General features: G+C 42.4%; 25 protein-coding genes. 2 read left to right on the top strand and 23 right to left on the bottom strand.

The genetic code is table 11. The features are described 5' to 3' along the window. Nucleotides 1-2: 2 nt before the first annotated feature. The 10 genes from rnr to ybeY all read right to left on the bottom strand — a co-directional run bounded on the left by rnr (nt 3) and on the right by ybeY (nt 8,156). The gene (gene rnr, locus K5Q34_RS06500) at nt 3-2,372 is read right to left on the bottom strand and encodes a ribonuclease R (RefSeq protein ID WP_221864727.1); all 2,370 of its coding nucleotides are present in this window, start codon (nt 2,370-2,372) and stop codon (nt 3-5) included. Nucleotides 2,373-2,422: 50 nt separating this feature from the next. Further along, the gene (gene secG / locus K5Q34_RS06495) at nt 2,423-2,656 is read right to left on the bottom strand and encodes a preprotein translocase subunit SecG (RefSeq protein WP_002935768.1); all 234 of its coding nucleotides are present in this window, start codon (nt 2,654-2,656) and stop codon (nt 2,423-2,425) included. Between the two features lie 46 nt (nt 2,657-2,702). After that, nucleotides 2,703-2,852 (bottom strand): 50S ribosomal protein L33, encoded by a 150-nt coding sequence (gene rpmG, locus K5Q34_RS06490; RefSeq protein WP_012775228.1) that lies wholly within the window; start codon nt 2,850-2,852, stop codon nt 2,703-2,705. Continuing rightward, entirely contained in the window at nt 2,852-4,057 is a 1,206-nt protein-coding gene (locus K5Q34_RS06485) for a multidrug efflux MFS transporter (RefSeq protein WP_024411776.1), read from the bottom strand. Before K5Q34_RS06485 ends, rpmG begins: the two co-directional genes overlap by 1 nt. Continuing rightward, nucleotides 4,044-4,646 carry a dephospho-CoA kinase gene (gene coaE / locus K5Q34_RS06480; protein ID WP_172115372.1) on the bottom strand — a complete coding sequence of 201 codons (603 nt, stop codon included), beginning with the start codon at nt 4,644-4,646 and terminating at the stop codon, nt 4,044-4,046. The genes K5Q34_RS06485 and coaE overlap by 14 nt, the downstream gene beginning before the upstream one ends. Next, nucleotides 4,639-5,466: a DNA-formamidopyrimidine glycosylase gene (gene mutM, locus K5Q34_RS06475; protein WP_172115374.1), complete on the bottom strand. Its 828-nt coding sequence runs from the start codon at nt 5,464-5,466 to the stop codon at nt 4,639-4,641. Before mutM ends, coaE begins: the two co-directional genes overlap by 8 nt. A gap of 1 nt (nt 5,467) precedes the next feature. Beyond that, nucleotides 5,468-5,653 carry a hypothetical protein gene (locus tag K5Q34_RS06470; RefSeq protein WP_221864726.1) on the bottom strand — a complete coding sequence of 62 codons (186 nt, stop codon included), beginning with the start codon at nt 5,651-5,653 and terminating at the stop codon, nt 5,468-5,470. A gap of 707 nt (nt 5,654-6,360) precedes the next feature. Beyond that, a complete protein-coding gene (gene era / locus K5Q34_RS06465) occupies nt 6,361-7,260 on the bottom strand; it encodes a GTPase Era (RefSeq protein ID WP_002935752.1) in 900 nt (299 codons plus the stop codon). A gap of 16 nt (nt 7,261-7,276) precedes the next feature. Next, nucleotides 7,277-7,678 (bottom strand): diacylglycerol kinase family protein, encoded by a 402-nt coding sequence (locus tag K5Q34_RS06460; protein ID WP_002935751.1) that lies wholly within the window; start codon nt 7,676-7,678, stop codon nt 7,277-7,279. Further along, nucleotides 7,659-8,156: an rRNA maturation RNase YbeY gene (gene ybeY, locus K5Q34_RS06455; RefSeq protein WP_105153333.1), complete on the bottom strand. Its 498-nt coding sequence runs from the start codon at nt 8,154-8,156 to the stop codon at nt 7,659-7,661. The genes K5Q34_RS06460 and ybeY overlap by 20 nt, the downstream gene beginning before the upstream one ends. A gap of 99 nt (nt 8,157-8,255) precedes the next feature. Between ybeY and K5Q34_RS06450 the strand changes: the two genes are divergently transcribed. After that, nucleotides 8,256-9,068, top strand: coding sequence for a MurR/RpiR family transcriptional regulator (locus K5Q34_RS06450; RefSeq protein WP_221864725.1), 813 nt, complete (start codon nt 8,256-8,258; stop codon nt 9,066-9,068). Nucleotides 9,069-9,171: 103 nt separating this feature from the next. Here the strand turns inward: K5Q34_RS06450 and K5Q34_RS06445 are convergent, their stop codons facing one another. The 6 genes from K5Q34_RS06445 to K5Q34_RS06420 form a co-directional block, all read right to left on the bottom strand. Then, nucleotides 9,172-10,680 (bottom strand): PTS transporter subunit EIIC, encoded by a 1,509-nt coding sequence (locus K5Q34_RS06445; protein ID WP_208498056.1) that lies wholly within the window; start codon nt 10,678-10,680, stop codon nt 9,172-9,174. 27 nt (nt 10,681-10,707) lie between these two features. Next, nucleotides 10,708-11,409 (bottom strand): N-acetylmannosamine-6-phosphate 2-epimerase, encoded by a 702-nt coding sequence (locus tag K5Q34_RS06440; protein ID WP_136628284.1) that lies wholly within the window; start codon nt 11,407-11,409, stop codon nt 10,708-10,710. Between the two features lie 293 nt (nt 11,410-11,702). Continuing rightward, nucleotides 11,703-12,260: a carboxymuconolactone decarboxylase family protein gene (locus tag K5Q34_RS06435; protein WP_105150937.1), complete on the bottom strand. Its 558-nt coding sequence runs from the start codon at nt 12,258-12,260 to the stop codon at nt 11,703-11,705. A 165-nt stretch (nt 12,261-12,425) separates the two neighbouring features. After that, nucleotides 12,426-13,121, bottom strand: coding sequence for an HAD family hydrolase (locus tag K5Q34_RS06430; protein WP_105150938.1), 696 nt, complete (start codon nt 13,119-13,121; stop codon nt 12,426-12,428). A 53-nt stretch (nt 13,122-13,174) separates the two neighbouring features. After that, on the bottom strand, nt 13,175-14,914 hold the full coding sequence (locus K5Q34_RS06425; RefSeq protein ID WP_221864724.1) for an ABC transporter ATP-binding protein: 1,740 nt from the start codon (nt 14,912-14,914) through the stop codon (nt 13,175-13,177). Continuing rightward, entirely contained in the window at nt 14,914-16,641 is a 1,728-nt protein-coding gene (locus K5Q34_RS06420; protein ID WP_029186307.1) for an ABC transporter ATP-binding protein, read from the bottom strand. Before K5Q34_RS06420 ends, K5Q34_RS06425 begins: the two co-directional genes overlap by 1 nt. A gap of 1,005 nt (nt 16,642-17,646) precedes the next feature. Here K5Q34_RS06420 and K5Q34_RS06415 point away from each other — a divergent pair. Beyond that, nucleotides 17,647-17,838 carry a helix-turn-helix transcriptional regulator gene (locus K5Q34_RS06415; RefSeq protein ID WP_221864723.1) on the top strand — a complete coding sequence of 64 codons (192 nt, stop codon included), beginning with the start codon at nt 17,647-17,649 and terminating at the stop codon, nt 17,836-17,838. Nucleotides 17,839-17,921: 83 nt separating this feature from the next. Here K5Q34_RS06415 and K5Q34_RS06410 read toward each other — a convergent pair whose 3' ends face one another. From K5Q34_RS06410 to K5Q34_RS06380, 7 genes are read right to left on the bottom strand one after another with little or no spacing between them, the layout of a single operon-like run. Further along, nucleotides 17,922-19,328: a peptidoglycan amidohydrolase family protein gene (locus K5Q34_RS06410; RefSeq protein ID WP_221864722.1), complete on the bottom strand. Its 1,407-nt coding sequence runs from the start codon at nt 19,326-19,328 to the stop codon at nt 17,922-17,924. A 2-nt stretch (nt 19,329-19,330) separates the two neighbouring features. Beyond that, nucleotides 19,331-19,660, bottom strand: coding sequence for a phage holin (locus K5Q34_RS06405; RefSeq protein ID WP_024402342.1), 330 nt, complete (start codon nt 19,658-19,660; stop codon nt 19,331-19,333). 2 nt (nt 19,661-19,662) lie between these two features. Further along, entirely contained in the window at nt 19,663-19,962 is a 300-nt protein-coding gene (locus K5Q34_RS06400) for a hypothetical protein (protein WP_221864721.1), read from the bottom strand. A gap of 11 nt (nt 19,963-19,973) precedes the next feature. After that, nucleotides 19,974-20,315 (bottom strand): hypothetical protein, encoded by a 342-nt coding sequence (locus K5Q34_RS06395; protein ID WP_221864720.1) that lies wholly within the window; start codon nt 20,313-20,315, stop codon nt 19,974-19,976. A 2-nt stretch (nt 20,316-20,317) separates the two neighbouring features. Then, complete coding sequence (locus K5Q34_RS06390) at nt 20,318-20,548, bottom strand: hypothetical protein (RefSeq protein WP_221864719.1); 231 nt, start codon at nt 20,546-20,548, stop codon at nt 20,318-20,320. A 16-nt stretch (nt 20,549-20,564) separates the two neighbouring features. Further along, nucleotides 20,565-25,448, bottom strand: coding sequence for a phage tail spike protein (locus K5Q34_RS06385; RefSeq protein ID WP_221864718.1), 4,884 nt, complete (start codon nt 25,446-25,448; stop codon nt 20,565-20,567). Next, nucleotides 25,449-26,171: a phage tail protein gene (locus K5Q34_RS06380; protein WP_221864717.1), complete on the bottom strand. Its 723-nt coding sequence runs from the start codon at nt 26,169-26,171 to the stop codon at nt 25,449-25,451. It lies immediately after the preceding gene.

Raw genomic sequence — 26,171 nt, 5'->3', positions numbered from 1 at the left:
GCCTATCTCCTTTTCTTCTTGTTCTTTTTAGCCATTTCTTTGTAAAATGGTTTCTTTTTCTTGTCTTTTTTGCCGCTTTTTGACTTGTGGTCTTTCCCAGACTTGTGACGTCCGCTGTCGCGACCAGTAGCTTCTTGTTTGTGGTGCTTGCCCCGTCCTCGCCCTGACCGATCATCACGATCGCGGTTGGAGTGACTAGCCGTTCTCCGCTTGGCTTTCAAAGCTTTTTCGACAATATCCAACTCGGACGGCACGTGGGCAAAATCGATTTCCCCTGTCATCTTGTCCGCCCGCGTTAGCTTGATACGGATTGGCTGACCGACACGGAAGACACGACCAGATTTCTCACCCTGCAAGGTCAGAGTCCGCTCGTGGAACTGGTAGTATTCGTTGAGGTTGGTGACATGGATCAGGCCTTCAACGGTGTTTGGTAACTCAACAAAAAGCCCAAACTTGACTACGCTAGACACGACACTATCAAACTCTTGCCCAACAAATTCTTGCATGAACTCTGCCTTCTTCATGGCTTCGACTTCCCGCTCTGCCTCAATAGCACGGCGTTCTAGACTGGACGAAGACTTGGCAAGCTCAGGAATGACCTGCTCAAAATGCTCTGCTTTTTCCGCAGGATTGTGACCATATTCCCGCACCATACGGTGTACCAGCAGGTCAGGATAGCGGCGGATAGGACTGGTGAAGTGGGTGTAAAACTCCGCACCCAGTCCGTAGTGGCCGTGGTTGTACTCTGAGTAACGCGCCTGCTGCATGGAGCGAAGCAACATCATGTTGAGAACATCCGCATAGGGTTCATCCTTGACCCGCTCCATGAGATCCTGAAGGGCATCCTGGCTGATAGAGCTGGCCGTACCATAGACCGTCAGACCGAAACTGGTCGCATAGTCGATGAACTTCTGCAACTTGTCCGACTTAGGCTCCTCGTGGATCCGATAGATGAAAGGCAGGTCCAACTTGGCAAAATGCTCAGCAACGCACTCGTTGGCAGCCAACATGAAGGACTCAATCATCCGCTCGGCAATGCCTCGCTGGCGCAGTTGAATATCGACTGGCAGACCATCCTTGTTGACGATGATTTTGGCTTCTGTCGTGTCAAAGTTCAGAGCCCCACGCTTGTACCGCATGGTTTCCAAGGTTTCATGGAGTTTGACCATGAGGTCCACACTCGGCACGATTGCCTTGTATTTATCCAACTTTTCCTGATTACCCGCAATCATGTCATTGACATCGGAATAGGTCATGCGGAAGGTGGTTTTGATGACCGTCTGGCCAATCCAGTGCTTGACCACCTTGCCCTTGCGGTCAATTTCCATAATAGCCGACTGGGTCAGGCGATCTACATTTGGATTAAGGGAACAGATACCATTTGACAGGCGTTCTGGTAGCATTGGCACCACACGGTCGGTCACATAGACAGAAGTCCCACGCTTGACAGCTTCCTGGTCCAAGGCAGAACCTTCGGTCACATAATAGCTGACATCAGCGATATGGACACCCAGCTCCAGATTGCCGTTCTTGAGCTGCTTGATATGGACCGCATCATCCAAGTCCTTGGCATCCGCACCGTCGATAGTGAAGATGATTTCATCTCGCAGATCCAAGCGGCCTTCAAAGTCTTTCTCAGACGGACTTTCTGGCACTCGATTAGCCTCCGCCAAGACTTCATCAGGGAATTCCGACACGATGTCCATGGATTCCAAAACTTCCAAGACATCGATGCCCACATCGTCCTTGTGGCCCACCACGTCCCGAATGATCGCAACAAAGTGGTCCCGTTTCTTGTTTGGATAGGCTTCAATATCAACTTTGAGGATTTCCGTTCCGGTCAATACCAGAGGTGATTTCTTGATGTAAATCTTCTGAGCGATTTTCTGGTTTTTAGACTTGATGTAACCTGCATATTCAGGCTTGTCTTCGTCAAAAACAATCAAGCCTACCGCAGTTTTCAGGCTATGTTCTAAAATATCAATGACTTCCGCTTCCGCAGCCGTCCCCTTGAGCCTGTCCGCCACTTTCTTGATCGCCACTTCCACTCGGTCGCCCTCGATGGCAAAATTAACATCGTCACGACTGACAAAGAGATCATCTTCCTCCTCGTCAATGGTCACAAAACCAAAACCTGACTTGTGGGCACGGAAAATGCCCTGCAAGGTCACCTTGTTCTTGGAGATTTTTGGAGCAGGAAGAGTAATCCGACCAGCATCGTCAAAGACAAGTTGACGACTGCCTTCCATGCTAGAAACCAGCTTGACCAAGTCTGTGAAGCTCTTAGCAGAACTGGCTCCAAACTGATCTGCCAGCTGGTCCATGGTCACAGGACCAACTTCTTTAATATAGTTAATAATTTCGTTTTTCATCTTACCTTTACTAAAAAAATAGACCAAGAACAAGTCCCAGTCTGATTTATCTACTTACTTGAAATGATAACAAGTGCCAGCGCATCCAGCATCCAAAGAAAAACAAGAATAGCTGTAATGCGTTGCATCACCGCTTCAAAACCACGGGCCTTTGTACGTTCAAATAAGGCTCCACTAGAAGAGTCAAAGACGTTGCTAGACTGGTTTTTAGCCGGTTGAATAAAAATCACTACAATCAAAATAACAGATAAAATCAACAGAATTGCTAATAATGCTTGATACATATTTTTTTCACTTTCTACAATAACTTATGACATTATACCATAAAACCTACTTAGTTTCAAGGTGGAGGGTTACTTTTCTCTCTTTTGGGCAGTATTTAAGGACTTCAATCTTATCTGGATGAGTCTTGGCGTTTTTGCTAGTCAAGTAGTTCTTACTACCACATTCTGAACATTGTAAATTGATTTTAACTCTCACTAAACATCCCTTACTTTCAAATAGTTTCTAAAATTGGTCAAAGACCAGATAAGGTTAAAGAGGACAAGTCCGCTCGACAGATAGAAAACCCAGTCATAACCCATGTGAGCAGCCACCGCAGACCCCATCATGGGACCAACAACAGAACCTAGATTATTAAAGAGTTGGTTGTAGGAAAATATCCTTGAAATCCCTTCTTTTGGAGTCAACTTGGTCAAAAGAGAATTGACCGAAGGCAACAATGCTCCTGTCCCAAAACCATACATGAATCGCAACAAACCAAGCTGGAAAGGATTTTCTGCAAAAACACAGAAAACATTAATCAATAGACTGTAAGTCAAAGCAATCAATAGAAGGCGATGATTGCCAATACGATCACCAATTTTCCCTAAATAACCTGATGTCACTAGCGATGCCATACCAGGCAAGGAAATGATAAAACCAGCAACAAATAACAGATTATCTGTCTGTCCCAAATGCCGCACGTAGAGGGTCAATATAGGAACAACAGCCTGAGCAGCTGCAATAATAATCATAGAAGTCACAAAAAGCCCAACCAGCATCTGCCGATCTTTCACCTGCTCAAATACCTCTTTAACCGACATCTCTTCGCCTTTTTTGATTGGAACAAAATCCTCTCGAATATAGAAAACGGTCAGTAACACAACGATAGCATAAAGAAGTCCCACCAGCAAAAATACCGTATGTACGCCAAACATCTCTGCTAAGATACCACCTAGGGTCGGACCAATCAAATTACCCGCTACCGCACCTGTTGATAAGGTCCCCAGAGCATACCCCGTCTTATCCTTTGGAACCTGACTGGCAATCAAGGCAGTCGCATTGGGAATGTACCCTGTAAATACCCCATTTAGGACACGTAAGGCAAGCAACCAAAAAACATTTGGTACAAAGGCCATGCCACCCATAGTAAAAATCATCGCAAAAGCAGCCCGCACCATCATAGGCTTGCGACCGTAACGGTCTGCCAAACTCCCCCAAATAGGTGCCATCAAGGCTGCCGCAAGGGCATTAACAGATACCGCAAGTCCCGCATAATATTCTACCTGTCCAGGGCCTACCCCCAATTCTTCCACAAAAACCGAGATAAAAGGCATAACCAAGGTAAAACTCGTCCCTGTTAGGAAATTTCCCAACCAAGCCACCTTCAAATTCTGCTTCCAATAACTACTACCGTCGTCCATCCTTTAATTCCTCCAAAAGTTGCGCAACCTGTGCTAAGGTCGCCTCAACCGCTCCGCTATTGTCAATCACCACCTGGGCTTGCGACCGTTTTTCCTCTAAAGAAAGCTGAGCAGCCAGACGATTTTCTGCATCTTGAACAGCTAAGCCATTGCGTTTCATGAGCCGTTCCAACTGCTGCGCTCTATCGACATAAACTAGCCAGACTTCATTTACTTCCCCGCTATAATCAGCCTCGTAAAGCAAAGGAATATCCATGAAAATTACATCCTCAGTCTGCTTGAGAGCATCCCTTCTGTCTAACAGCTCCTGCCTGATAATCTTATCCTGCAAGACAGATAAACGAGCCCGCAGATTGCTATCCGCAAAGACAGCCTGTCCCAGCTTAGCCCTATCTAGACTGCCATCAGCTGACAGGATAGCTTCCCCAAACTCGGCAAGCAAAACCTGGTAGAGTTTACCGCCTTTAACCTGCAACCCATGCACGACCGCATCCGCATCGATGACTGGATAGCCCTGTTCTCGCAAAAAAGCTGTAACCGTTGATTTTCCAGAGGCGATACCGCCTGTTAAACCAATAATTTTAGCCATGTTTCACCTGACACTGAGAACAGAAATGTGTCCCACGACCGCCCAGCTGGATTTTGACAATCTCTGTCTGGCAACGGGGACAGGCCTGCCCTGTCTTTCCATAAACTTGTAAATAATCCTGCATGGTCCCGTCCATGCCCAAGGCATTCTTATAGGTCCGAATGGTTGAGCCACCTTTTTCGATACCCAGTTGAAGAACTTCTATAGTAGCTTGACGGAGGTCTGCCACCTGCTCAGCCGATAGCTGATTACTGGCTTGAGCAGGGTGGACTTGGGCCTTGAACAAGACCTCATCGACATAGATATTGCCCAAACCAGCCACCAAAGACTGGTCCAAAAGATGCGACTTAATGGGCTTTTTCGACTTGGCCAACTTAGCAGCAAAGGCTTCCAAGTCAAAATCTTCCTCCGTCGGCTCAGGACCGATTTTTCGACTGAGAAAGTAGGCATCCACATCTGCCTTGCCCAGCAGTTCCATTGTGCCAAACTTTCGGACATCCTGATAAACCAAGATCGAGCCATCTGTAAAAGTAAAAAAGGCATGGAAATGCTTGTTGGCAGGCACCTGGTCAGGAAAGAAATTATACTTGCCTTCCATCCGCAAGTGGGAAATGAGGACATGGTCTGTCAGGTAAATCAAAAGATACTTGCCACGACGGTCCACATCTAAAATCTCCTGACCAATCAAGTCCTGACAGAACGTATCCACACCAGTCTTAATCATAGGAGCATAGGTCACCTCGACCTTTTCGATGACCTTTCCTCTGACCAACCGATTCAAACCACGACGAACCGTCTCAACCTCAGGCAATTCGGGCATACTAAGATACTAAGCCGTTAAGCGACTCAAAGAAAAATAGAAACCTGACCGACGGTGCTTCGACACCTAGGTCATGGTTATCTTTTTTCAAAGAGTCGTAGGCGTGTTCAATTACAACACCTAACCAGCTTTCCTTTCTAAATAATGATAACAAGATAAAAGGAGAGCGACGCTGTGTGACTTGCACACAAGGAGCTCTATCTATTTGGGAGAGGGAAAGAACTCGAACAATCCTAGAAGAGCTTACCTCACATCCATAAATCTAAGTTCGGGCTAAAATAGTCCACTGGACTATTTTACTCCCACCCCCACACAGCTCCAAAGGTTTGGGGAACCTTTGGAGGTTGGAAATAGTGCGAACAGGGTTCGCTTCCTTAGTATAGGTCAGATTTGGAGTGTGGAACACGAACAAATCTGCCAATCAACCACTGTGCTGAGATGTTGACACTAGCCTTAAATAGTGCAACAAACTACCTTTTCAAGTACGCTAACACTAGTCCTTCCTAATAAAATTACAAAGCAAATAGAAACCTGACCGACGGTGCTTCGGCACCTAGGTCACGGTTGGCTTTTCTCAAAGAGACCTAGGCATGTTCAATCCCAACACCTAATCGGCTTTCCTTTCTTGTTTACTAAAAAGATTTCTCCATAACGCAGTAAAAGCCTTTCGGCTTTTCTGCTAACTATTTCTAAGTGATTGACTTAGACAGCCTATCCCCAGGCTGCCTCGCTCTCTAGTTTTCAAGCTAGGGTTCAACTCGCCAAAGTTGAGTGCTTTGAAAAGCTACTCAACTTACGGCAATTCCCAGCAGAATTGCCTAGGCGACTTACTAGTTTCCCACATCATTATAGTCGAATGATGTGGGAACCGTCGATCACGTTCCCCAAACCTTATTAATACTCTTTCTCATTATAGCCAAAGTCGGCGAGGTCGAGTTTTTTGTCTCGCCAGTTTTTCTTGACTTTGACCCAGGTTTCGAGGAAGACTTTGTCGCCCAACATCAATTCAATATCACGACGGGCCATGGAGCCAATTTTCTTGAGCATGGCTCCTTGCTTGCCGATGATGATGCCTTTCTGGCTATCACGCTCAACCATAATCGTCGCTCGGATATGGACCTTGTCGGTAAATTCATCACGTTTCATGGACTCGATGACAACGGCAACAGAGTGCGGAATTTCCTCACGAGTCAGATGTAGAACCTTCTCCCGAATCATCTCAGATACCAAGAAACGTTCTGGGTGGTCAGTGATTTGGTCCGCAGGGAAATATTGAAAACCTTCATCCAGATTTTCCTTGAGAATTTCCATGAGACGATTAACATTGTTCCCTTGGGTAGCAGAAATTGGCACAATTTCCTTGAAGTCCATCTGTTGACGGAAATCATCAATCTGTTCCAAAAGCTGGTCTGGATGAACCTTGTCAATCTTATTAACCACTAAAATGACTGGAACCTTGGCCTGTTTAAGGCGTTCCATAATCATGTCGTCACCCTTGCCTCGTTTTTCATCGGCTGGCACCATAAAGAGGACCGTGTCCACTTCACGAAGGGTGCTATAGGCAGATTCCACCATAAAGTCACCCAAGGCCGTCTTAGGCTTGTGGATTCCTGGTGTGTCAATGAAGACAATCTGCTCTTCTTCTGTTGTATAAATCCCCATAATCTTGTTACGGGTTGTTTGAGCCTTATCGCTCATGATGGCAATTTTTTGCCCCATTACATAGTTGAGAAAGGTTGATTTCCCAACGTTTGGACGACCTAAAATCGCCACAAAACCTGACTTAAATGTCATGTATTCTCCTTATATTCTAAAAAATAAAGTCCCAAATTTTCGGCACAAAGATAATCAATCCTGTCAACAAGGCAAATCCTGACACAAACAAGACTGCCCCTGCTGCCATATCTTTTGCATTCTTTGCCAACATAGAAAAATGATAGTCTGAGGCCAAATCCACCACATTCTCAATAGCCGAATTCACAATTTCAAAAGCGATAACCAGACTAATGCTAAGCAAGAGGAAGAGCCATTCTGTCACAGATACTTGGAAAATAAGTCCCGCAAGCACAACAAGGATAGCAGAAGCAAGGTGCTTCTTCATATTGCGTTCTTCCTTGAAAGCCGTCAACAAACCTGTTACTGCAAATTCTAGACTAGCAATCAATTCTCGGTTTTTCCAGCGATTTTTTGAATTATTCTCTTGTAAGTCCATAGGCCGTCAAAATTTCTTCTTGTAAACCAAACATTTCTGCTTCTTCTTCTGGCGTATAATGATCATAGCCATTGATATGCAGAAAACCGTGTACAGCTAAAAAGCCCATTTCGCGCTCGTAGCTATGTCCGTAATCTTCAGCTTGCTCACGCGCCTTATCGATAGAAATATACAATTCACCAATATAGGCATCGAAATCTTCCATCATTTCAGCCAATTCAGGATTGTCCAGTAAGTCTTCCTCATCAAAAACAATCTCCGACTCTGGCTTATATTCTAGGCTGACAACGTCTGTCGGACGGTCAATTCCTCGGTACTCCAAGTTAACCTCATGGACACGCTTATTGTCCACAAAGGTCACAGCCATTTCCTTATTCTGCTTGCCAATTTTTTCGGCAGCAAACTGGAGCAATTCCGTAATCTGCTCCTGCATTCGAGCAGAAACCTGCCCTGTTTCATCAATCATTTCAATATACATAATCTTACATTCCTTTTACGTTTCCATTATATCATAAAACCTATCAATGAGGGGGTTTTAGTGGTATAATGTCCTCAGAAGCTATCAGAGGAATGGAAAATGTTACAAACACCGAAACACATCACTGCCATCATTGAGTCTCATCTGGATCAGATGACTAGACTTGAAAAGCAGATTGCCAGTTATTTTACTCAGTTAGATCCATCTAGCGCCGATCTTAGCCAAGAAAACACTGTACAGCAACTCCACATTTCTCCATCTGCTCTTACCCGTTTTGCCAAAAAATGTGGATTTTCCGGTTATCGAGAATTTGTCTTTGCCTTTCAAAATAACCAACAATACTTGGATAAACATTTTGAAAAATTACAGCGGAGCCTAACAAAAAAAGTCTTAATAGACTATGAGGAAATCCTAACTGCTACCAATAAACTCGTTGATGAAGAAAAATTGGAAGAAATTGCCAAACTGATTGACAGTAGCAAGCGTGTCTATTTTTACGGAATCGGCAGTTCTGGCTTGGTTGCAATGGAAATCAAATCCCGCTTTATGCGACTGGGTGTAGTCTGTGATGCAATTACTGATAAAAACAATCTCATCTGGACAACTAATATTTTGGATACTAGCTGCCTGGTTATCGGCCTTTCTTTGTCTGGACAAACCGAGGAAGTCATGGAACACTTGCTCCTTGCGAGTCAAAAAGGAATACCAACCGCCCTCTTGACGACAAAATCTTTTCAACAAGCACCTTATGACCAAATTATTCCCGTTGCCTCTGTACGACATCTTAATTATGGCAACCGTATTTCGCCACAAATTCCCCTGCTCATCATGCTAGATATTATCTACGCCTATTTTTTGGCTATTGACAAGGAGAAAAAAGAGAATATTTTCAAGCAAACTATTAGAGAATAATTTATCCATCTTTCTATTTCACAACACTCTTAATAAGACAAAAAGCATTCAAAAATACCCGATAGGTACAGTTTGAATGCTTTTAATTCGCTTAAATCTAACTCTATTCTTCAAGACCAAGAATTTGATTGATTTCTTGGCTATACAGAATAGCCTTACCTCCGAAAATAGCCTGTATTCCGCCTTTTACATCCAAAACAGCCGTTGCACCTATCGACTGAATAACTCCCTTATCCACAAGACCACTATTTCTGAGCGATACTCTTAATCGAGTCGCACAGGCAGTCACATTCTCAATATTATCTGCTCCACCAAGAGCATCGATGATAGCAATTGCATTATCACGAAGACTAGAACCGTTTGATAAAACTTTTTCAGAATGCGATGCTTGATCACTGCTTTCCATACCAGGAACTAGCACGTGAAATTTGGTTACTAAAAATTTGAAAACTAGATAATAAACTGCTGCCCAAAGCAAGCCAACAGGAATCACGTAAATCCAATTGGTTTTGTCATTTCCTTGGAAAACACCAAAAATCAAGTAATCAATAAGCCCACCAGAAAATGAGTTCCCAATACGAATTTGCAGGAGATCCGCAACTAAGAATGATAGTCCATCTAAAAATGCATGAACAACATATAGCCATGGAGCAACAAACAAGAAAGAAAACTCGATTGGTTCAGTAATTCCTGTCAATAGGGAAGTTAATGCACTACTTGAATAAAAACTGCCAACCTTCTTACGATTTTCCTTAGGAATTGCGTGATACATAGCCAAACAAGATGCTGGTAGACCAAAAATCATCGTTGCAAATCGACCAGCAAAAAATCGAGTTCCATAGGTAAATAAGCCTGTATGGTTCGCATCTGCTAATTGAGCAAAGAAAATATTTTGCGCACCTTGGATTGTCTCACCTGCTACCACTTCACTTCCACCTAATGAAGTATACCAAAACATTGGATAGATGGTATGATGCAAGCCAAATGCACCTGTCAAACGTAATCCAAAACCGTACAAGAAGGTTCCAAAACTTCCCATCTCTGCTATTGCCTTACCAAAATCAACTAACAAATTCTGAATCGGTGGCCAAATTATATAAAAAACGGAGCCAATCGCAATTGCTGCAAATGATGAAATAATTGGAATAAAGCGCGAGCCTCCGAAGAAACCAAGAAAGGCTGGTAATTCAATTTTTCGGTATTTATTGTGTAAAGTTGCTACAGTGATACCAATCGCTAAAGCGCCCAAAACTCCAGTATCAATGCTTGCTCCCTTATCTGCAAAAAGAGTTAAAAATCCACTAATAGTAGCCGTATAAACCAAGTATGCAACACCAGCAGATAGGCCAGCAGTCCCCTTATCAGCATCTGCCAAACCTACAGCAACACCAATTGCAAAAATCAACGCTAAATTCGCAAATACCGCACTACCTGCGGTACTCATGATAGTGAATACAGCTTGCAACCACGCTTGATCCAATACAGGAAATTGTGCTACAGCGTTACTATTTGATAAGGCGCCTCCAATTCCCAGTAAGAGACCAGCAACAGGCAAAATTGAGATTGGCAGCATAAAGGCCTGCCCTAGCTGAGAAAACTTCTTAAAATTCATACTCCATTCCTTTCTATAACCTATTTATTATTTATGTAAAGCACTAATAAACCGCTCTGCGATTTCCTTTGGACGTGTGATCGCACCGCCTACAACAATTCCTGCCACACCTAAATCATGAATCATTTTTACTTGGTCAGGATAGTGTATTTTTCCTTCCGCTATCACATCGATACCTGCTCGGCACAAGCGGTCAACCAATTCAATATCCGGTCCCTCCTCCTGCCTACTATAGGATGTATACCCCGAAAGTGTTGTCCCAACAAAATCGATGCCTGCTTCATAAGCAGTTAAGCCTTCCTCAAAGGTTGAAATATCTGCCATAAAAAGTTGTTCGGGGTATTTTTCCTTGATTTGCTTAATGAAATCAACAACATCGAGTCCGTCATAACGCTCACGCTTGGTACAATCAAGAGCAATGACCTCAATATCTAGAGCTGCTAACTCGTCTACTTCTCGCATCGTAGCCGTAATAAAGGGCTCTTGTGGGGGATAGTCTCGCTTGATAATTCCGATAATTGGCAAAGTAGTTACTTCTTTTATCTCCTTAATATCTCGTACACTATTGGCCCGAATACCGACAGCCCCTGCTTCTTGGGCAGCCTTGACTAGTAAAGGCATAATACCGCCTTCTTCCCTATACAGGGGTTCGCCTGGCAAAGCCTGACAGGAAATGATAATTCCATCTTTTATCTGTTCTTTTAGAGCTTCTTTACTGATCTTGCTCATTAATTTCTCCTTTCTATTTTTGGATCCTAGATAGCGCTTACAATATTATTATATAGCACATTAACTTTTTTTCAATCCCAGTTCCTCATTTAAAATCTAATTTCTATTTTGAAAGAAAATAGTCTTCTTTTGAAACTAGTTTCAACATTTTATACCTCTTCTAAAACTAGTTTTAGAAAACAAAGGCCATCTCAAATGTATATTAGGAAAATCATACTTGGTTAATTCAAAAAAACTAGTTAGGATAACGTAAACGTCCTAACTAGTTTTCGATACATATTCTGCTGGAACTCCTACAGAGCATAGGCCTGTAATTCTGGATTGATAGGAGTATTGATGAGATTGTTGGCATAATTACAAAGAGTTGCAAGACTGACTCCTAACACCACATCCAAGGCATTTTCAGCCGTGTAGCCCTCTTGGAAAAATTCCTCTAGCAAGGGCTGTCCAACCTTACCTTTTTCATGAATAACAGCCAGAGTAAATCGAGCGAGAACATCTAATTTTGCATCCGTTTCGATGGGAGTTCCCTGGCGTAGAGCTTGTAGAATAACATCTGGCATCTTAACCTGCTTGATAGAAATAGCCGTATGACCTGCCACGCAAAATCCACAGCCATTGGTAAGGGCAGCTGTAATTTGTACCACTTCACGCTCCGTCGGATTCAGACTACTACGGCGATTGATACCACTGACAGTTTGGTAGGTTTCTAGGGCTGTAGGAGAATTGGCTAAAAGACCGATGAGATTAGGAATATAACCGCCATTATTTTTCTTGACAGTCGCAAGGTTTTCTCGTAATTCTGGACTAACAGTCTCTAGAGTATGGATAGGAAAGAAAGCTTGTGTCATAGGCAACTCCATTTCAAAAAATTTCATAGAGTAGGAATAAAAATCTGCTTGGATTCAGACCTATACTTCTATGCTTACATTTTATGCTATCATAAAGACAGGTATGCTGCTAATATATTTTATCTACCACACCTATAAAAAATTGATAATCCCTTGTAGAAACCACTAGAAAGACTGGATAACTTCGACCAGTTCATCCCAAGCTGTCACCACTTTATCTGCCTGATAGGGAGCTACTGGCTCTACTCTCTTTCTATGATTAAACCAAATTGCCTTCCAATTCGCAGCTTTCGCTCCTACCACATCATTTTCAAACGAATCCCCTAGATAACAAATATCTTCGCCTGACATCCCCAAACGTTCTTCCATTAGTTGAAAAATAGCAGGATTTGGCTTTGTGATACCAACTTGTCCAGAAATAAGGACATGTTCTAGCTCAAACCAATTAACTAACCCCATCGTGCGTATCTTTCTCAACTGATGTCTATAAGGTCCATTCGTAATAATCCCCATTGCAATTCCTTGCGCCTGACACCACGAAAATATTTCTGGAAACACTGGACTGAGCTCTATCTGCCCTTGAAAATAATCATAATCTATTTGAATAGCTAAGGCTGTTGCATCAGACACCTGATACCCAAAATCTGCCAAAGCATGTTTCATCCGATAAATATGACTGTCTTTCAGACTCATCTTTCCAATTGCTGTCGCTTCAAATACTTCATCCGCATATCTACGAAAGGAAAGGTAAAGTGGTTCAATTTGCTCCCTTGCTACTTCAATATGTCTTTCCAAAGCACGTTCAAACGGTTGAATCTGATCATAAAGCGTATCATCTACATCAAAAATTAAGGCTTTCATGAGTCAATTATAGCAAAAAATTCCAGCCAAAGCTTGGAATTTTTAACTGCTTATTACACCTTTGCTTGAATCTCATGCATTTGAGCATATACTCCTCCACTCGCAACCAATTCTTCATGCTTCCCATGCTCAATAATTCGACCTTGATCTAAAACAAGAATCTGGTCTGCATTTTGAATGGTAGAAAGTCGATGGGCAATAATAAAGGTTGTCCGACCTTCTTTCACCACTTCCATAGCATGTTGGATAATTTCTTCCGTCTCCGTATCAATATGAGAAGTTGCTTCATCCAATATCAGAATTTTAGGATCAGAGTAGAGTGTCCGCGCAAAGGCAATCAACTGACGTTCCCCACTTGAAAAGGCCGCTCCCTTCTCAACAACTGGTTCATCAATCCCTTTCTCTAAGCGAGATAGCATAGGCCCTGCACCAACTTTTTCTAGCGCCTGCAGGATTCTTGTTCTATCTGCTTCCTCTTCATTCATGGAAACATTGCTGGCAATCGTCCCTGTAAAGAGATAGGGATCTTGCAAAACAATCCCCATGTGACTGCGCAGGCTTTCACGGGAATAATCACGGATGTTTTTCCCATCAATCAGTACACATCCCTCCTGTGGATCATAGAAACGATAGAGGAGGTTCATAATAGAAGACTTACCAGACCCAGTATGCCCAACCAGAGCAACTGTTTCTCCTTTTTCTGCTCGAATGGTAATATCTTTCAAAACTGGTCTGTTTTCTTCATAGCTAAAGTTCACATGTTCAAACACGACTTGCCCTTGTTCAACTTCCAAAATACGATCACAGTCGTCCTCCACCTCTTCTTCTAGAAGGGCCATTAGACGCTTACCTGTTTCAAAAGAGCGAAGCATATTTGGGAACTGTTGAACCAGCGCTCCCAAAGCAATGAAGACTCCTTCGATATAGTTGACATAAACAAAGAGTTTCCCAGCTGTAACTCCATCCTGTCCCGCAAGAAACTGATAGCCGACTACCGTTAAAATCGCAGCAATGACCAAATTTTGCAGAAAACCACTCAGATTCCACGTGGCAATAGACTGGGCCCAGATAATCTTATTATCTGCCCGACGCATCTTGTCAGTAGTCACTTCAAATTCTCTCATGATGCGCTCTTCTTGTCCAAAAAGTTGAATCAAACTTGCACCATTCATGGTCTCGTTTACCTGTGTATTGACGTCACTCCTTGCATCATAAAAATCCTTCATTGGCTTGTCTGTCATTTTCTTGTAAGCAAATTGAATGCCGATATAGAGTGGTATTAAGAGTAACATCAGCCAACCGAGACTCCTATTCATGTAAAATAGGACACCGTATGTAAAGAGCAAACGAACAATATTGTTAAAGGCATTAACTAAGGTCCCATAAAATTGTGTCCGCAGGGTTTCTGTATCATTGACAATTCTAGTTGCAATTTTTCCAGCGGGCTTATCATCAAAATAAGAAATAGGCAACCGTTGCATAACATCGTAGGCTTGATTACGCAGATTTTCAGCAATACGATTGGCGCAATGCATGAGTAAACGCATAGATAGGTAGAAGCCAATAGCTCCTAGAATAATCATTCCCATGTATTGAGCTGACTGGTTTAAGAAAACAGCTTCATCAAAGGGCAATCCCTTGCTTAAATCCGTAATCGGTCCATCAATCGCCTGCTGAATCAGCAGAGGAGCCAATCGAACCATGGTCGAAGCCAGTAGATAGAAGCCGACAGCTACTATAAATAGCCACTTAACACGACCGATTTGTTTTAATAAAAAACCTAAAATAGTCATTACTCTCCTCCTTCCTGGCTTTGTTGTCGTTGGTATTGTTCATAGTACCAACCTCTTTGGGCAAGCAAATCAGCTGGACGCCCCTCCTCAACGATACGCCCCTCATCCAAGACTAGTACCCAGTCTGCATGGTTGACAGCAGATAGACGATGGGTCACGATGACATTGGTTTTGCCTGCACGTTCTTTTTGAATATTTTGGATAATCTGGCGTTCTGTCCGAGCATCCACTGCCGACAAAGAATCATCTAGAATTAGCAAATCTGGCTCTCGCAGGAAAGCACGGGCAATGGAAATCCGTTGTTTCTGACCGCCAGAAATAGATACACCACGCTCACCAATCATGGTATCAAGACCATCACTCATCCGTTTTAAATCTTGACTAAAAGCTGCTGTGGCAATGGCTTGTTCAATCTCCTCAGAGCTACTAGCTACTTTCCCAAGGGCAATATTTTCTCCAACAGACCTTGAAAACAAAATGTGTTCTTGTGGAACATAGCCAATTTTTTCCTCTATACTAGAACGTTTAAAGTCTAAAACAGATTGATGATTGATGAAAAAATTTCCCTGACCAATCGGATACTGGCGTAAGAATTGGCGAACCAAGGTCGTTTTTCCCGAACCAGTTTTCCCAACGATACCTACAGTTTGCCCTGCTTTCAGTGTCCAATTGATGTCCTGTAGGCTGGCTCTTTCCGCCTGTGGATAACTAAAGCTATAATTTTTGAAGGAAATACTAGACAGCTCTGCAATTTCCTTAGAACCATCAGCCTCCAAATCATCACCCGTCTCAATCAGCTCTTGCAGTTTTTCAAAAGATGTCTTACCAGTCTGATAAACAAGGATGAAATCTGCTAGTGTCCAAAACGGCTCTAAAAGCGAACCAACATACAATTGAAGGGCAATTACTTGTCCCAAGGTCAGTTGCCCTGCTTTCACAGCTTGTGCCCCCATGAGAAGCACGAAAATAGTAGATAATCCCAAACAGACTGTGGCTAATGGATTATACAATGATTGCAAGGAAGTGATGCGATCCCCACCCTGAGCCAATTGCTTGGTACGAGCTTGAAATTGAGCCTTTTGAGTTGCTTTTTTACTATAAGCCCTAGTCACTCGAATACCTTCGATGACCTCCAAAACTTCATTATTGAGCTGGGCTACAGCTTCCCTATTGGCATCAATCGCCTTATCTTGTTTTCTCCCGATAAAAAATATACATAGTGTCATGAACAGCATCGGTAGTAAAGCTACTAGCGAAATTTTCCAATCAATAAAGAACATCGTGGGAATGATAAAAGCCAACATACCGCCTGCATAGACGACAATCATAAGACCGTAACCCACCATCTCCATCAGGCCATCCACATCCGTTGAAAAACGAGTCATGACATCTCCTGAGCGGAATTTTTCATAAAATGGAGTCCGCATGGTTACTAATTTTTTAAAGGCACGTTGCTGCATGTCAAACTTGAAGTTGACAGAGGCCTGAAATAATTTCAGATGCCAAATGAAGGCTGTTGCATAGTTCAGTACTGTTACCAATAACAATAAGGTCATCTCCTGAACCAATATGGCCTGAGTCAATTCATTCTTGGTCAGTATATCGACCATCCGCTGTATGATTTGCGTTGGTAGCAAAAGTGTGGCGTCATAAATAATCAAGGTCACAGCAACCAATAGATAGAGCCACTTATGACGCTTGATGTAGTCAAAAATTAATCGAAACATATATCTCCTTTACAAATCTATAACCTATCATTTGCCACTTTATTCAATGAGTAACAGTTGATAGACCTTACCTTTCTAAGCGCACAAAAAAGCCTAGGGAAGCATTTCACTCCACCTAGGCTTGCGTAAGTCCACAAAAATAGACCAGCTCTTGAACATAGTCGACAATTTTTATCACACCATGGCCACAGTGCTTGATTGTCTCAATGTTTCAAAATATAGCCCACGAAAAACTTCATAAGTTTATCAATGAGCCCTGTTTTCCTGCTTAGAAAGGAGTGTATGATAAAAAATAGCTTGCTGCATGACAAGTTGCTTGTTCATTTGTTTTACTCCTTTCATATTTCTAAGCCCTATTCTACCACAATAAACATTCATGTCAAGGGATTTTTTGACAATTGGGGCGAATTTAGGACAAAAATAAGAAAAAACCTTGTCAAACAAGGTCTTTCGATAGTATTCGATGCTAGTTGCCACCTTTTAGCACCTGAATTAGCAGGAATTAACCGAATGAAAAGCCTGTGAAATAGGGCTTTTTTGTTTTTCCGTCAGGTTAAATTCGGCAAACTTTGAAAATAATTTGGGGCAGATTTGGGGCAAGAACTTTTTTTTTTAAACAAATTTCAAAAAAGTTTGTAAAAACACTTGACTACTATTATAAATAATAGTATAATAGATACATAAGGTAAGGGGAGGTTACCTTAGACAAGGAAACTAACAGAAAGGAGTAATAAATGTTTAGGTACTTAAAAAAGCCAATCAAGATAAAGAATAATAAAGTAGTCGTCAAACTCAATCTTATCATTCTAACTCTTGAATGGCACTTCGAATTGGATAGTGAGTAATCACTATCCACCCCTTCGGGGGTGTACTTAAATGTTATCAAAAAATGCTATGAAAGTAAAATACAAAGTAAATAAACACGGTTTTGACTGGAAAGCCTTCCTAGCGTGGTCATTGCTCATTGCATTGATACTCTGGTTGGTTTTCAAATAAGGAGTATATATGATCCAAGTATTATCAAAGGAAGAAATGATGAACTTCTTCCAGACACATTCGCGATATCAAATTGCACAATCCACGGGCATATCAGAACAAACATTGGCAAACTATGTCAAAGGACGGACTGACATTGGCGGCATGTCGTTTGATAAAGTGATAAAGATTACTGCATATTATCAGAGTTTGAGCAAATAAATTCCATCAAAACAGACATTTTCAAAAATGTCCACCCCAATAGAAAATAGCCTCCAGCAATCGCTGAGGGCTTTGTTTGTATATTAGACTGGTTTCTTTTCCAGCTTGTAAGTTTCACCATTGATGATGACTTCAATGCCATCAACCGTGATGTCTATGTGATCTTTGCTACCGACATCTGTGACGGTAGCAGTATCATACTTGGACAGTGTCCCATTTTCCGACTCAATGGCTTTCAATCGGCTTGACGCTCCGACAATGTAGCTGTCAAATCCGCTAGCAGCATAATCATAGACTGCACCGCCAACTTTAAACATTCCTTTGACAGCTTCTGAGAAAGTCTTGGCTCCTGATACTTTGTAAGAGCCACCAGCTCTAAGCAAATAGAACCAGTCTGTCAGGAAGTCATCTACGCTGGCATAATGCATATAGTGACCACCTTCATTTGATGGACGGGCAGAGCCTTGTGTGACCGTGACACCGCTTGGACGGTTGCCTTGACCTGTCCAGGTCATGCCACCCCAGTTGTTGTCAGTTTTTCCTACAGCTGACGTTCCCCAAAGGCCCTCATAGTGCAAAATAGTCAGAGCATAGCTTGGCAAGATATCATGCTCTTTACACTTAGCCAGAATCTTATCCAGCACAGCTTTTTTCAAGATAGCACCATTGAAAGATAGGTCTCCTTCTTCTTTGCTTTCTGTGGCTTGTCCGGTTGGCTCAGTTTGGCTTGTTTTGGATTCCGTGGCCTGTTTTACCTCTGGACTCTTTGATGGCTCTGAGGGTGGTTTTTTGAGCAATTCAGACACACGTTTTTGCACAGCTTCATATTGGCTACCAAGTAACTTTTTACGAGTTTCACCATTACCATGCTTGCCTTGGATTACCTCTTGAGCAAGCTCATCAATGCTCTTTTGACTTGCCGTAGCTTTGCTATTGATAACTGCCATGACAGCCTCATATTGATTACCAAGAGCTGCTTTCCGCTGATCTCCGTTTCCGTATTTTCCAGCCAAAGTTTCCTGTACCAAGGTTTCAAGGCTTTTACCCGATGTACTGGTTTGATTGGCCAAGCGGTACACGTAGCAATACATCCAACCACTGGCCGCAGCCGTCTGATTGTAGTTATCAACCGTAATGCCATTGCGAGCGTAGTTGCAGTGGATAATATTGTCAGGGTCAATAAAGATACCAGTATGACCACCAGCACCAGCAGACTGACCACGTCGACCCCAGATGAAGATATCCCCACGCTTGGCATCCCAGTCAGTATTTTCTGCAATGAGTGTATAACCGTTTTTTATCAACCAGTCATGCTCATACTCAGTGTTTACAGCCCAACCAGCCGAGATAGCTCCAGCGGACATCAAAGCGTAATAAACAGAGCTAGAGCAGTCAAAAGAGTTCGGACCGTTCCGATAATCCATTGAGTAGGTCACACGGCCTTTGCGGTCACTCATCCAACGTAGAGCAGTTTCAATATTCACTCCCATAGTTACTCCTTCCAGGCATTGTTCATTTGTTTAACAGCAGACTCTACAAAGACGGTCAAATCTTCATCGGTCATGTGGATATTGTATTTGGTTAGTTCATTTAAGATAGCTTTTTTAGCTTCGGCAAGTTTGTCTTTGCCCTTAAAACCAGTTTCTGTAGAAACCTGTTCGACCGCATTGACTGCATTATAAGCCAAAATTTCAACGATTTTGATAGCCTTCTCGCCACCCTTCGCCACAATATAGCTCTTGATAGCACTAATAAGCGTACCTCCCAAAATTGTCAAAATTCCGAGGGCAGCACTGATAATGATTTCTGAAATGTTTGTCATGGTTATTCTCCTCTTTCAAAATGGTCCATGCGATCGTTCATTCGGACCAACTCTTTTTGCACATCTACCAAGGTGTCCGAAATTCTACCAAATTGTGTGTTTGTTGCATCTAAGTGAGCCAACAATCGCTCTTCCCTCATTTTAGAGTCAGCTTTAGATTGGTCGTAAAATTCCATCAGTTTAGCTTCGCGTTTGTTGGATGTTTTCACAAGATAACTAACCACAATGAAAAATAAAATGATAAACAAAATAGCCCAAGCCACTTGGCTTTGAGCTATTCGTTCTGCGTGTTCGATAGGCAATAGAATTCCTCCTATTCTTTTGGCAATGTTGGATCTGTCCAGTCTGGATTTCCGTTTTCGTCAAACTTCATGATGTAGAACTCCTCATTGAAGAGATCAGCAACGTTGATTGTTGTTGTAGTCCCGCCCCATTGGTTAAAGGCCCATACAGTTTCAACTTCCACAAATTGACGACGGCCATTGACAATACCTGGTCGACGTTGGACATCACGGTACATATAAAAATCATTTGTCGCATTCTTGCAGCGAATAAATTCCCCATTGTCCTTCATGTACTGCAATGCAGTAGCGAGGTCAAATGGTTCTGTAATTGTAGAAAGGTCAAGTAATGTGTTGTTAGTAGTTTCAGTCATGATTATTCTCCTTCAATGATTTCTGGTTTAGTTTGTTCGTCGAGTAGAGTTTCCAGTTCAGAAACTTGCTCTTGCAATTGATTGTTTTGCTGAGACAAGACCTGTTTATCTTGTTCAGCAGCTGTCAACTGGACAGCTAGCAGATTCTTAGTCGTTGATTCTTCGGCTAGCTTGCTTGTTAATTCATCGATCGTCAAGCGTAGAGCTTGGATGAGTTGTTGTTCTTGAGCCATATTATTCCTTTCTAGTTTAAAATCCATTAGGGTAGTAAGTATAAGAATCAGCATTTGGACCTTTTGAGAAGTTTCCGTTGAAAGCATTTAAGATGTCACGTAATGATGAATAGGTTCCATTTCCTTTCATAATCCACACATCTCCAACCTCAATTCGACTGTTCCGCTCTGCTGCTCTATTGTGAGGTGCAATTCTTAGACCAGAATCAAGAGTTTTCACATCCCAACCATCAGGATTATCAAAAGCAGAGCTTGCCAATCTGATTTCATCTCCAACTAAGTCCAATGAATCTATATTTGCACCATTCCAAGCACGAATACCGACAAATCCACCGTCATTTGACGATTCAGAGTTCCAACGGTTGGATCCAATTACGGTTACCCCCGCATTCCCTTTGCCAGAAACCGTACCTGTTGCAAACTTAACAAACTGGGTAGGATAGCCAGTTAAAACACGCTTGAGTGCTGCTTGGTCTGTGTAGTACATAATTTGACCAGCATTTAGGTTGACTTGCATTGCTCCGTTTGTTGCCGTCAGGATTCCACCTGAAATCTGACTAGCAGACATGGTCACTGCTTGAACCTGGGTGATGAAAGCTGACTTGGTAAAGAGTTGTTTTAGATAAGCGTCATTTGCCATGAACTTAGTAAAGAAAGCTTGGTCAACCTTTAACTTGTCCGCTGTGATTGCTTGAGAGTCAATAACGTTTGCATTTAATTTAGCAAAGGTACCATCTGCAACAAAGAGCGTTCCAAACTTACCATCAATCGCTTGAATTTCATCCGCCAAGGTCTTGCCCTTTAAACGTATTTTAGCCGCTTCCAGCAAGAATTGAGCGGATGATAGGTTGGCTTGTGACAAGATGTCACCGGAGCTGTTCAAGTTCTGTACAGACCATGACCCTGCAAGAGTACTAACTTGGGTCGATACCGCTTGAAAAGCAGTATCTCCATCTTCAGGAGCTGGAGACCAGTCTTTGTTAAGGTTGCCTTCATAGAGGGCAACTCCAGCAATTTCAACGGTGGCATTATTTGTACTATGATTACGACCCACAATAACATTCTTGATTGTCGTGGTTTCTCGCTGTGTCCAAATTATCCAGTACCTTTTCCAACTTGTTGAAAGTGTGACATAAGCTGTTCCATCCGTGGAGGTGCTCTTATACCCATCACTAGTTTCACTGGTTAGCGTAGTGTTAGGACTAAAAAAGTGATTAGCAATTCTTGTCCCTTCAACTGATGCTCTACCATAGAAACTGATAATGTATGTGTCAGAAGTCGGTACGATCGTTGTTGACGTTCTGAATGTATCATAGTATGCAGCACTTCCAGAACTAGTTCTTGCAATGGTAAAACCTTGGTAGTTATCACTTGTCTTATAGGCCTGATTAAACATACCAGACAAATCTTTCGTTCCTTTCAGCATGTTCCTGTTACCACTTGAAAGATTTGAAATCCTAGTAACTAGACCTTGAGCGGTCTGGATAACCTGTGAAATGGAATTCCCTTGTTCAGAAATTGTCCTTTTGTGGGCATCTACGGTATCTGAAACTTCATTGAATTTTGATACTGTTACTATATCTTCAGGCGCTGGTGACCAATCGCCAGGAAGTTCTGATGCGTGAATGTAGGGTGCTGCAAAATATACTGTCCCTGGTGAGTCAAACATTAAATAGGCAAGAGAAATATTATTGTATCTCTTTGTCAAAGTAAATGTTTGAGTTATCAAAGTCCAAGAGTTGTCCTGTAAAGTTACAAATTTATTTCCTGCTGTGTATGGATTGTTGGTATCTTGTGAATACGCTGAAGATACATGAACTTTGAGACCACTTGCCCCTAAAACCCATACACTAAGTGTGTAGGTGCCAGCTTCAAGTGATGTACCGTCTTGACATAAACCTATTTGATTACTGTTATCACTCGTGATTTTAGCGCCAGTAGCAATTCCTTTGATAGGACTAGATGGCAATGTCACATTATATTCAACTTTTCCACCACTGCCCGAACCTCTCCAGTGTCCTTGCGACCATGCTCCAGAACCTCGTTTTAATTCTGCCGAACCACGGACAAGATTTGTGCCTCCAAGATTAGTTGGGATTTTCCCTTCTACCTGACTGATACGTTGATTTGTCCCATTCTCAGACTGTGTTATGGCATTTGTTACAATCCCTTCAGTATCAGTTCGTGATAATTTGGTTTCAATGGTACCGGCCATGGTTTTAATCGTAGTTTCAGCAGTCGTTAGCCTTCCACTGACTACATTAAAATCAACGCTTGACACCTTGGTATTAACAGCATCTGAGGTCACTTTCAATTCTGCATTGGTCTTCTCAATAGACTTGCTGAGTTGGTCAGTGACCGTCTTATCAGCCTTCAGTGCAATGGCACTTTGATTTTGACTGATAGTAGTCCCCTGACTTTCAACAGTCCTTTTAAGATTGTCAAAAATTGTTTGAGAAACCTTGCTAGATACATCATTTACCAGTTGTCTGATGCTGGTTTCAGCAGCCGTCACTTTACCAGCTGTCTCAGTCAACTTATTTGAAAGTTGAACTTGGCCTTCAGCAGTTTGAGTAATGGTAGTTTTAACATTCTCAATCTCTGCCACGGCATCTTCAGGAGCTGGAGACCAGTCTTTTGGGATGTCCCCTTCATAGAGGGCAACTCCAGCAATTTCAACGGTGGCATTTCCTCTGTCTACTCTGTTACGGCCAACAATGAAATTTTTGATTTCATTGACTGGTGTTTGAGTCCACTTTACCCAATACCGTGTCCACTCCGTAGTTAACCTGACATTGACCAGACCATCTACGGCTTTAGTCTTATGTCCTGTACTACTTTCTGCGGAAGTTGTAGTGTTTGGTGAGAAAAGGTGGCAATCAATAAGAAAGCCGTCAACATCTGACCTAGCGTAAAACGTAGTAACATACGATGTAGCCGTTGCATTGATTGTGGTAGCAGCTCTAAAAGTATCAATGTACCCTGAACTTGGTCTGCTTCTTGCAATATTAAAACCAAGGTAGGTATCTGAGGTGTTTTGATTTGGGTTGTTTCCACTCAAATCCTTTGTACCTTTGATAAGGTTTCTAATGCCTAGTTCTGTCGGTATTTTCGCCACCGTCTCACTAATCTCAGTTGTTATCCTGTTGCCAAGCTGTGTGATAGAACTTTCAGCTGTTGAGATACGCTGTTTCGCTTGATCAAAATCGCTAGTTTTGACACGTTGAGAAATCTGGTCAGCTTGTACTTGTATCATAGCCTCGGCCGACGATACACGACCAGTCAGCGTATCAACGGTTGCCTTTGTGGCAAGCAACTTGATAGCTTCCTTGGTTTGGCTCAAATCTGTAGATATATTAGATATCTGTCCAGATAATAAGCTTTTGGCAGTTTCAACCATCCTAGTTGCTTCTGATATTGCTTGACTCTTAGCTGTTGCCAACTTTGTTTCCGTAGCCTGTCTTTCGACTGTGTCAAGCCGTGTTGCTTCAGCAATCGCCTCATTTTTATACTGAATAGCTTTTGACAGAGCATTAGCTGCATCTGCTTTTGCTTGATTGCCAATATTTTTGGCATCAGTAGCCAAAATGGTATTAGCTTGAGCCTTGGCCAAGATATCAGCTATCTGCTGACTCTGACTTTGTTTAGTTGCCTGATACTCGTGTTCAAAAGTATCAAATTCCTGACTAATCTCAGTCTTTATCTGATCCGCATACCGTTCAGCCTCTGCCCTAGACTGTTCGATGCCGTCGTTGATTTCCTCGACTCGCTTGTCAAATTCAGCGTCAAAGGCCTGATTAGCATTCTTGACGACTCGCTCAATTGCAATTTCTTGAGCGGTTTTATTGGCACTCAAAATCACATCAGCAGCATTAGAGACTCCACTAGATACACCAGAGCCTCCAACCCCAGGCTTATCATCGAACGTGATAGAGATGTACTCTTCCGTTAAAGCGTTGTATTCGTAAGCAATAGCCTTCTTGTAAATATCAACGCTGTGCTTCCTGCTCTTGATGTTGACCGTGTCGCCCAGATGGATAACTTGACCATCAAGCTCATAGGCCTCTATCTCAATGGCATCGGATATCTTATCAATACCCTCGTTCTTAAACTTAGCCTCAGCCCATTTTCTCAGCTCATCCACTGTCTTAGCGTTATTATTCTCATAATCTTTTTCGTTGATGTATGGATAATTGCCAATAAGTGGACTATCAACTGTCACGTTGATGGTTGTTTCTTCCTCAGCACCTTCAGCCTTAAAAGTTGACTTAGCGTAAATTCTAGTGACCACGCTTTGAGAATTCCTGGTCCGTTGATAAGACTTGAGGTTTTTATGTGTTGTGATAACAACGCCACGGTCGGAACCACGGCTATTCTTAATTGATAAAACAAAGTTATCTCGGACAAGTTCACCTTCCCACGTACCAACCATGCTGTGCTTACCGTCCATTAACACAGAGTAGAGAGTCATTGCCTCCTTCGTGTTAAATGTCCTATTGGTTGAAATATTGCTAGTGAAAGTAAAAGGTGCTAAATCAGACTTGGCTTGTTGAACCATCAATGATAAGGCAGTTGCACAACCAACACCTACAGCACTCATTGCAGGAATAGACCGTTGCATAATATCATCAGTGATATGGTAGGCTGTGATGTCCAGACTATCATCATTTTCTACAGGCTTCTTGATGCGAAAAAGTTGCGGGCCTAGAACTGGGCTTGGAGCCTTTATCAACATATCCTCTTTGATAAGCTGATAGATGCCTGTGTCCGTGATAGGATAGCGGACAGTCAAAGTAAAATCACCGTTGATTTCTTCTTTGACAATAGCAGAGCTCGCTTCGTGTAACGGAATGCCATTCCATTTAACTGTCTTGACTTCTTTATCAAGTAAATAAAGCAACTATGCCCACCCCCAAACTGTTTCAAATTTTAATGACGTTATGCCTGGTCCCAAAACCACACCAACATTCTGCCCTTTAGCTGTATCAATTGTGATGAAATCGCCCGACCACTTTATGAGCTTTCCAGTAACCGTTTTAAAGCTAGGATTGTCAGGATCATTGACCATCACAAGCGATTCTGAGAGCTTTTCAAGCTTAATGACTTGGCTGCCAATCGTAAACGATGTCTCAGAAGCATTCTGACCAACAATGGTAATCTTCGGAAATGCCAAAGCAGACCCTTGCACCCTCAACACCCCATTTCCAGTCACAGTCTGGGTATCTGTGGTCTTAAAAAACTTAGTAGGGTGACAAGTAAAAGTCGCCTTGGTCACATAAAGACCAGGTTTCTCTTGTTCGACATCCGTGACACTGACCTTGTAGCACCAAAGCCTTGTTGTCTTCACACGCTCATTCTCAAACCAAAACTTTTCACGGATAAATAAGCTCATGAATTTATTCAATTGTTCCTCTGTTGGCTTGACAAGATAGATTGTGTAGGATTTTTCAATCAACCTACGGTGCTTGTTGGTCTGCACAATCGCTCCGCTGATGCCATCATGTTCCAGCAGGTTAGTCTTACTGTCTCCCAACGTGATAAAAGGGGACTCATGCACAATCACTTTGAAAGGAAAAGACGATGTCTTCACACCGTCAATCACTAATTCATTATGTCTAATCAT

Origin of the sequence: Streptococcus sp. 2018110 (genome assembly GCF_019754115.1) — a bacterium.
GTDB lineage: Bacteria > Bacillota > Bacilli > Lactobacillales > Streptococcaceae > Streptococcus > Streptococcus hashimotonensis.
The sequence above is the reverse complement of the archived record's forward strand: the minus strand, read 5'-3'. Positions and strand labels throughout refer to the sequence as shown.

Bases quoted from the DNA above. Each gene is read 5' to 3' on its own strand.
- rnr (WP_221864727.1), bottom strand. From the start codon at position 2,372: ATGAAAAACGAAATTATTAACTATATTAAAGAAGTTGGTCCTGTGACC.
- secG (WP_002935768.1), bottom strand. From the start codon at position 2,656: ATGTATCAAGCATTATTAGCAATTCTGTTGATTTTATCTGTTATTTTG.
- K5Q34_RS06485 (WP_024411776.1), bottom strand. From the start codon at position 4,057: ATGGACGACGGTAGTAGTTATTGGAAGCAGAATTTGAAGGTGGCTTGG.
- coaE (WP_172115372.1), bottom strand. From the start codon at position 4,646: ATGGCTAAAATTATTGGTTTAACAGGCGGTATCGCCTCTGGAAAATCA.
- mutM (WP_172115374.1), bottom strand. From the start codon at position 5,466: ATGCCCGAATTGCCTGAGGTTGAGACGGTTCGTCGTGGTTTGAATCGG.
- era (WP_002935752.1), bottom strand. From the start codon at position 7,260: ATGACATTTAAGTCAGGTTTTGTGGCGATTTTAGGTCGTCCAAACGTT.
- K5Q34_RS06460 (WP_002935751.1), bottom strand. From the start codon at position 7,678: ATGGACTTACAAGAGAATAATTCAAAAAATCGCTGGAAAAACCGAGAA.
- ybeY (WP_105153333.1), bottom strand. From the start codon at position 8,156: ATGTATATTGAAATGATTGATGAAACAGGGCAGGTTTCTGCTCGAATG.
- K5Q34_RS06450 (WP_221864725.1), top strand. From the start codon at position 8,256: ATGTTACAAACACCGAAACACATCACTGCCATCATTGAGTCTCATCTG.
- K5Q34_RS06445 (WP_208498056.1), bottom strand. From the start codon at position 10,680: ATGAATTTTAAGAAGTTTTCTCAGCTAGGGCAGGCCTTTATGCTGCCA.
- K5Q34_RS06440 (WP_136628284.1), bottom strand. From the start codon at position 11,409: ATGAGCAAGATCAGTAAAGAAGCTCTAAAAGAACAGATAAAAGATGGA.
- K5Q34_RS06435 (WP_105150937.1), bottom strand. From the start codon at position 12,260: ATGACACAAGCTTTCTTTCCTATCCATACTCTAGAGACTGTTAGTCCA.
- K5Q34_RS06430 (WP_105150938.1), bottom strand. From the start codon at position 13,121: ATGAAAGCCTTAATTTTTGATGTAGATGATACGCTTTATGATCAGATT.
- K5Q34_RS06425 (WP_221864724.1), bottom strand. From the start codon at position 14,914: ATGACTATTTTAGGTTTTTTATTAAAACAAATCGGTCGTGTTAAGTGG.
- K5Q34_RS06420 (WP_029186307.1), bottom strand. From the start codon at position 16,641: ATGTTTCGATTAATTTTTGACTACATCAAGCGTCATAAGTGGCTCTAT.
- K5Q34_RS06415 (WP_221864723.1), top strand. From the start codon at position 17,647: ATGATCCAAGTATTATCAAAGGAAGAAATGATGAACTTCTTCCAGACA.
- K5Q34_RS06410 (WP_221864722.1), bottom strand. From the start codon at position 19,328: ATGGGAGTGAATATTGAAACTGCTCTACGTTGGATGAGTGACCGCAAA.
- K5Q34_RS06405 (WP_024402342.1), bottom strand. From the start codon at position 19,660: ATGACAAACATTTCAGAAATCATTATCAGTGCTGCCCTCGGAATTTTG.
- K5Q34_RS06395 (WP_221864720.1), bottom strand. From the start codon at position 20,315: ATGACTGAAACTACTAACAACACATTACTTGACCTTTCTACAATTACA.
- K5Q34_RS06390 (WP_221864719.1), bottom strand. From the start codon at position 20,548: ATGGCTCAAGAACAACAACTCATCCAAGCTCTACGCTTGACGATCGAT.
- K5Q34_RS06380 (WP_221864717.1), bottom strand. From the start codon at position 26,171: ATGATTAGACATAATGAATTAGTGATTGACGGTGTGAAGACATCGTCT.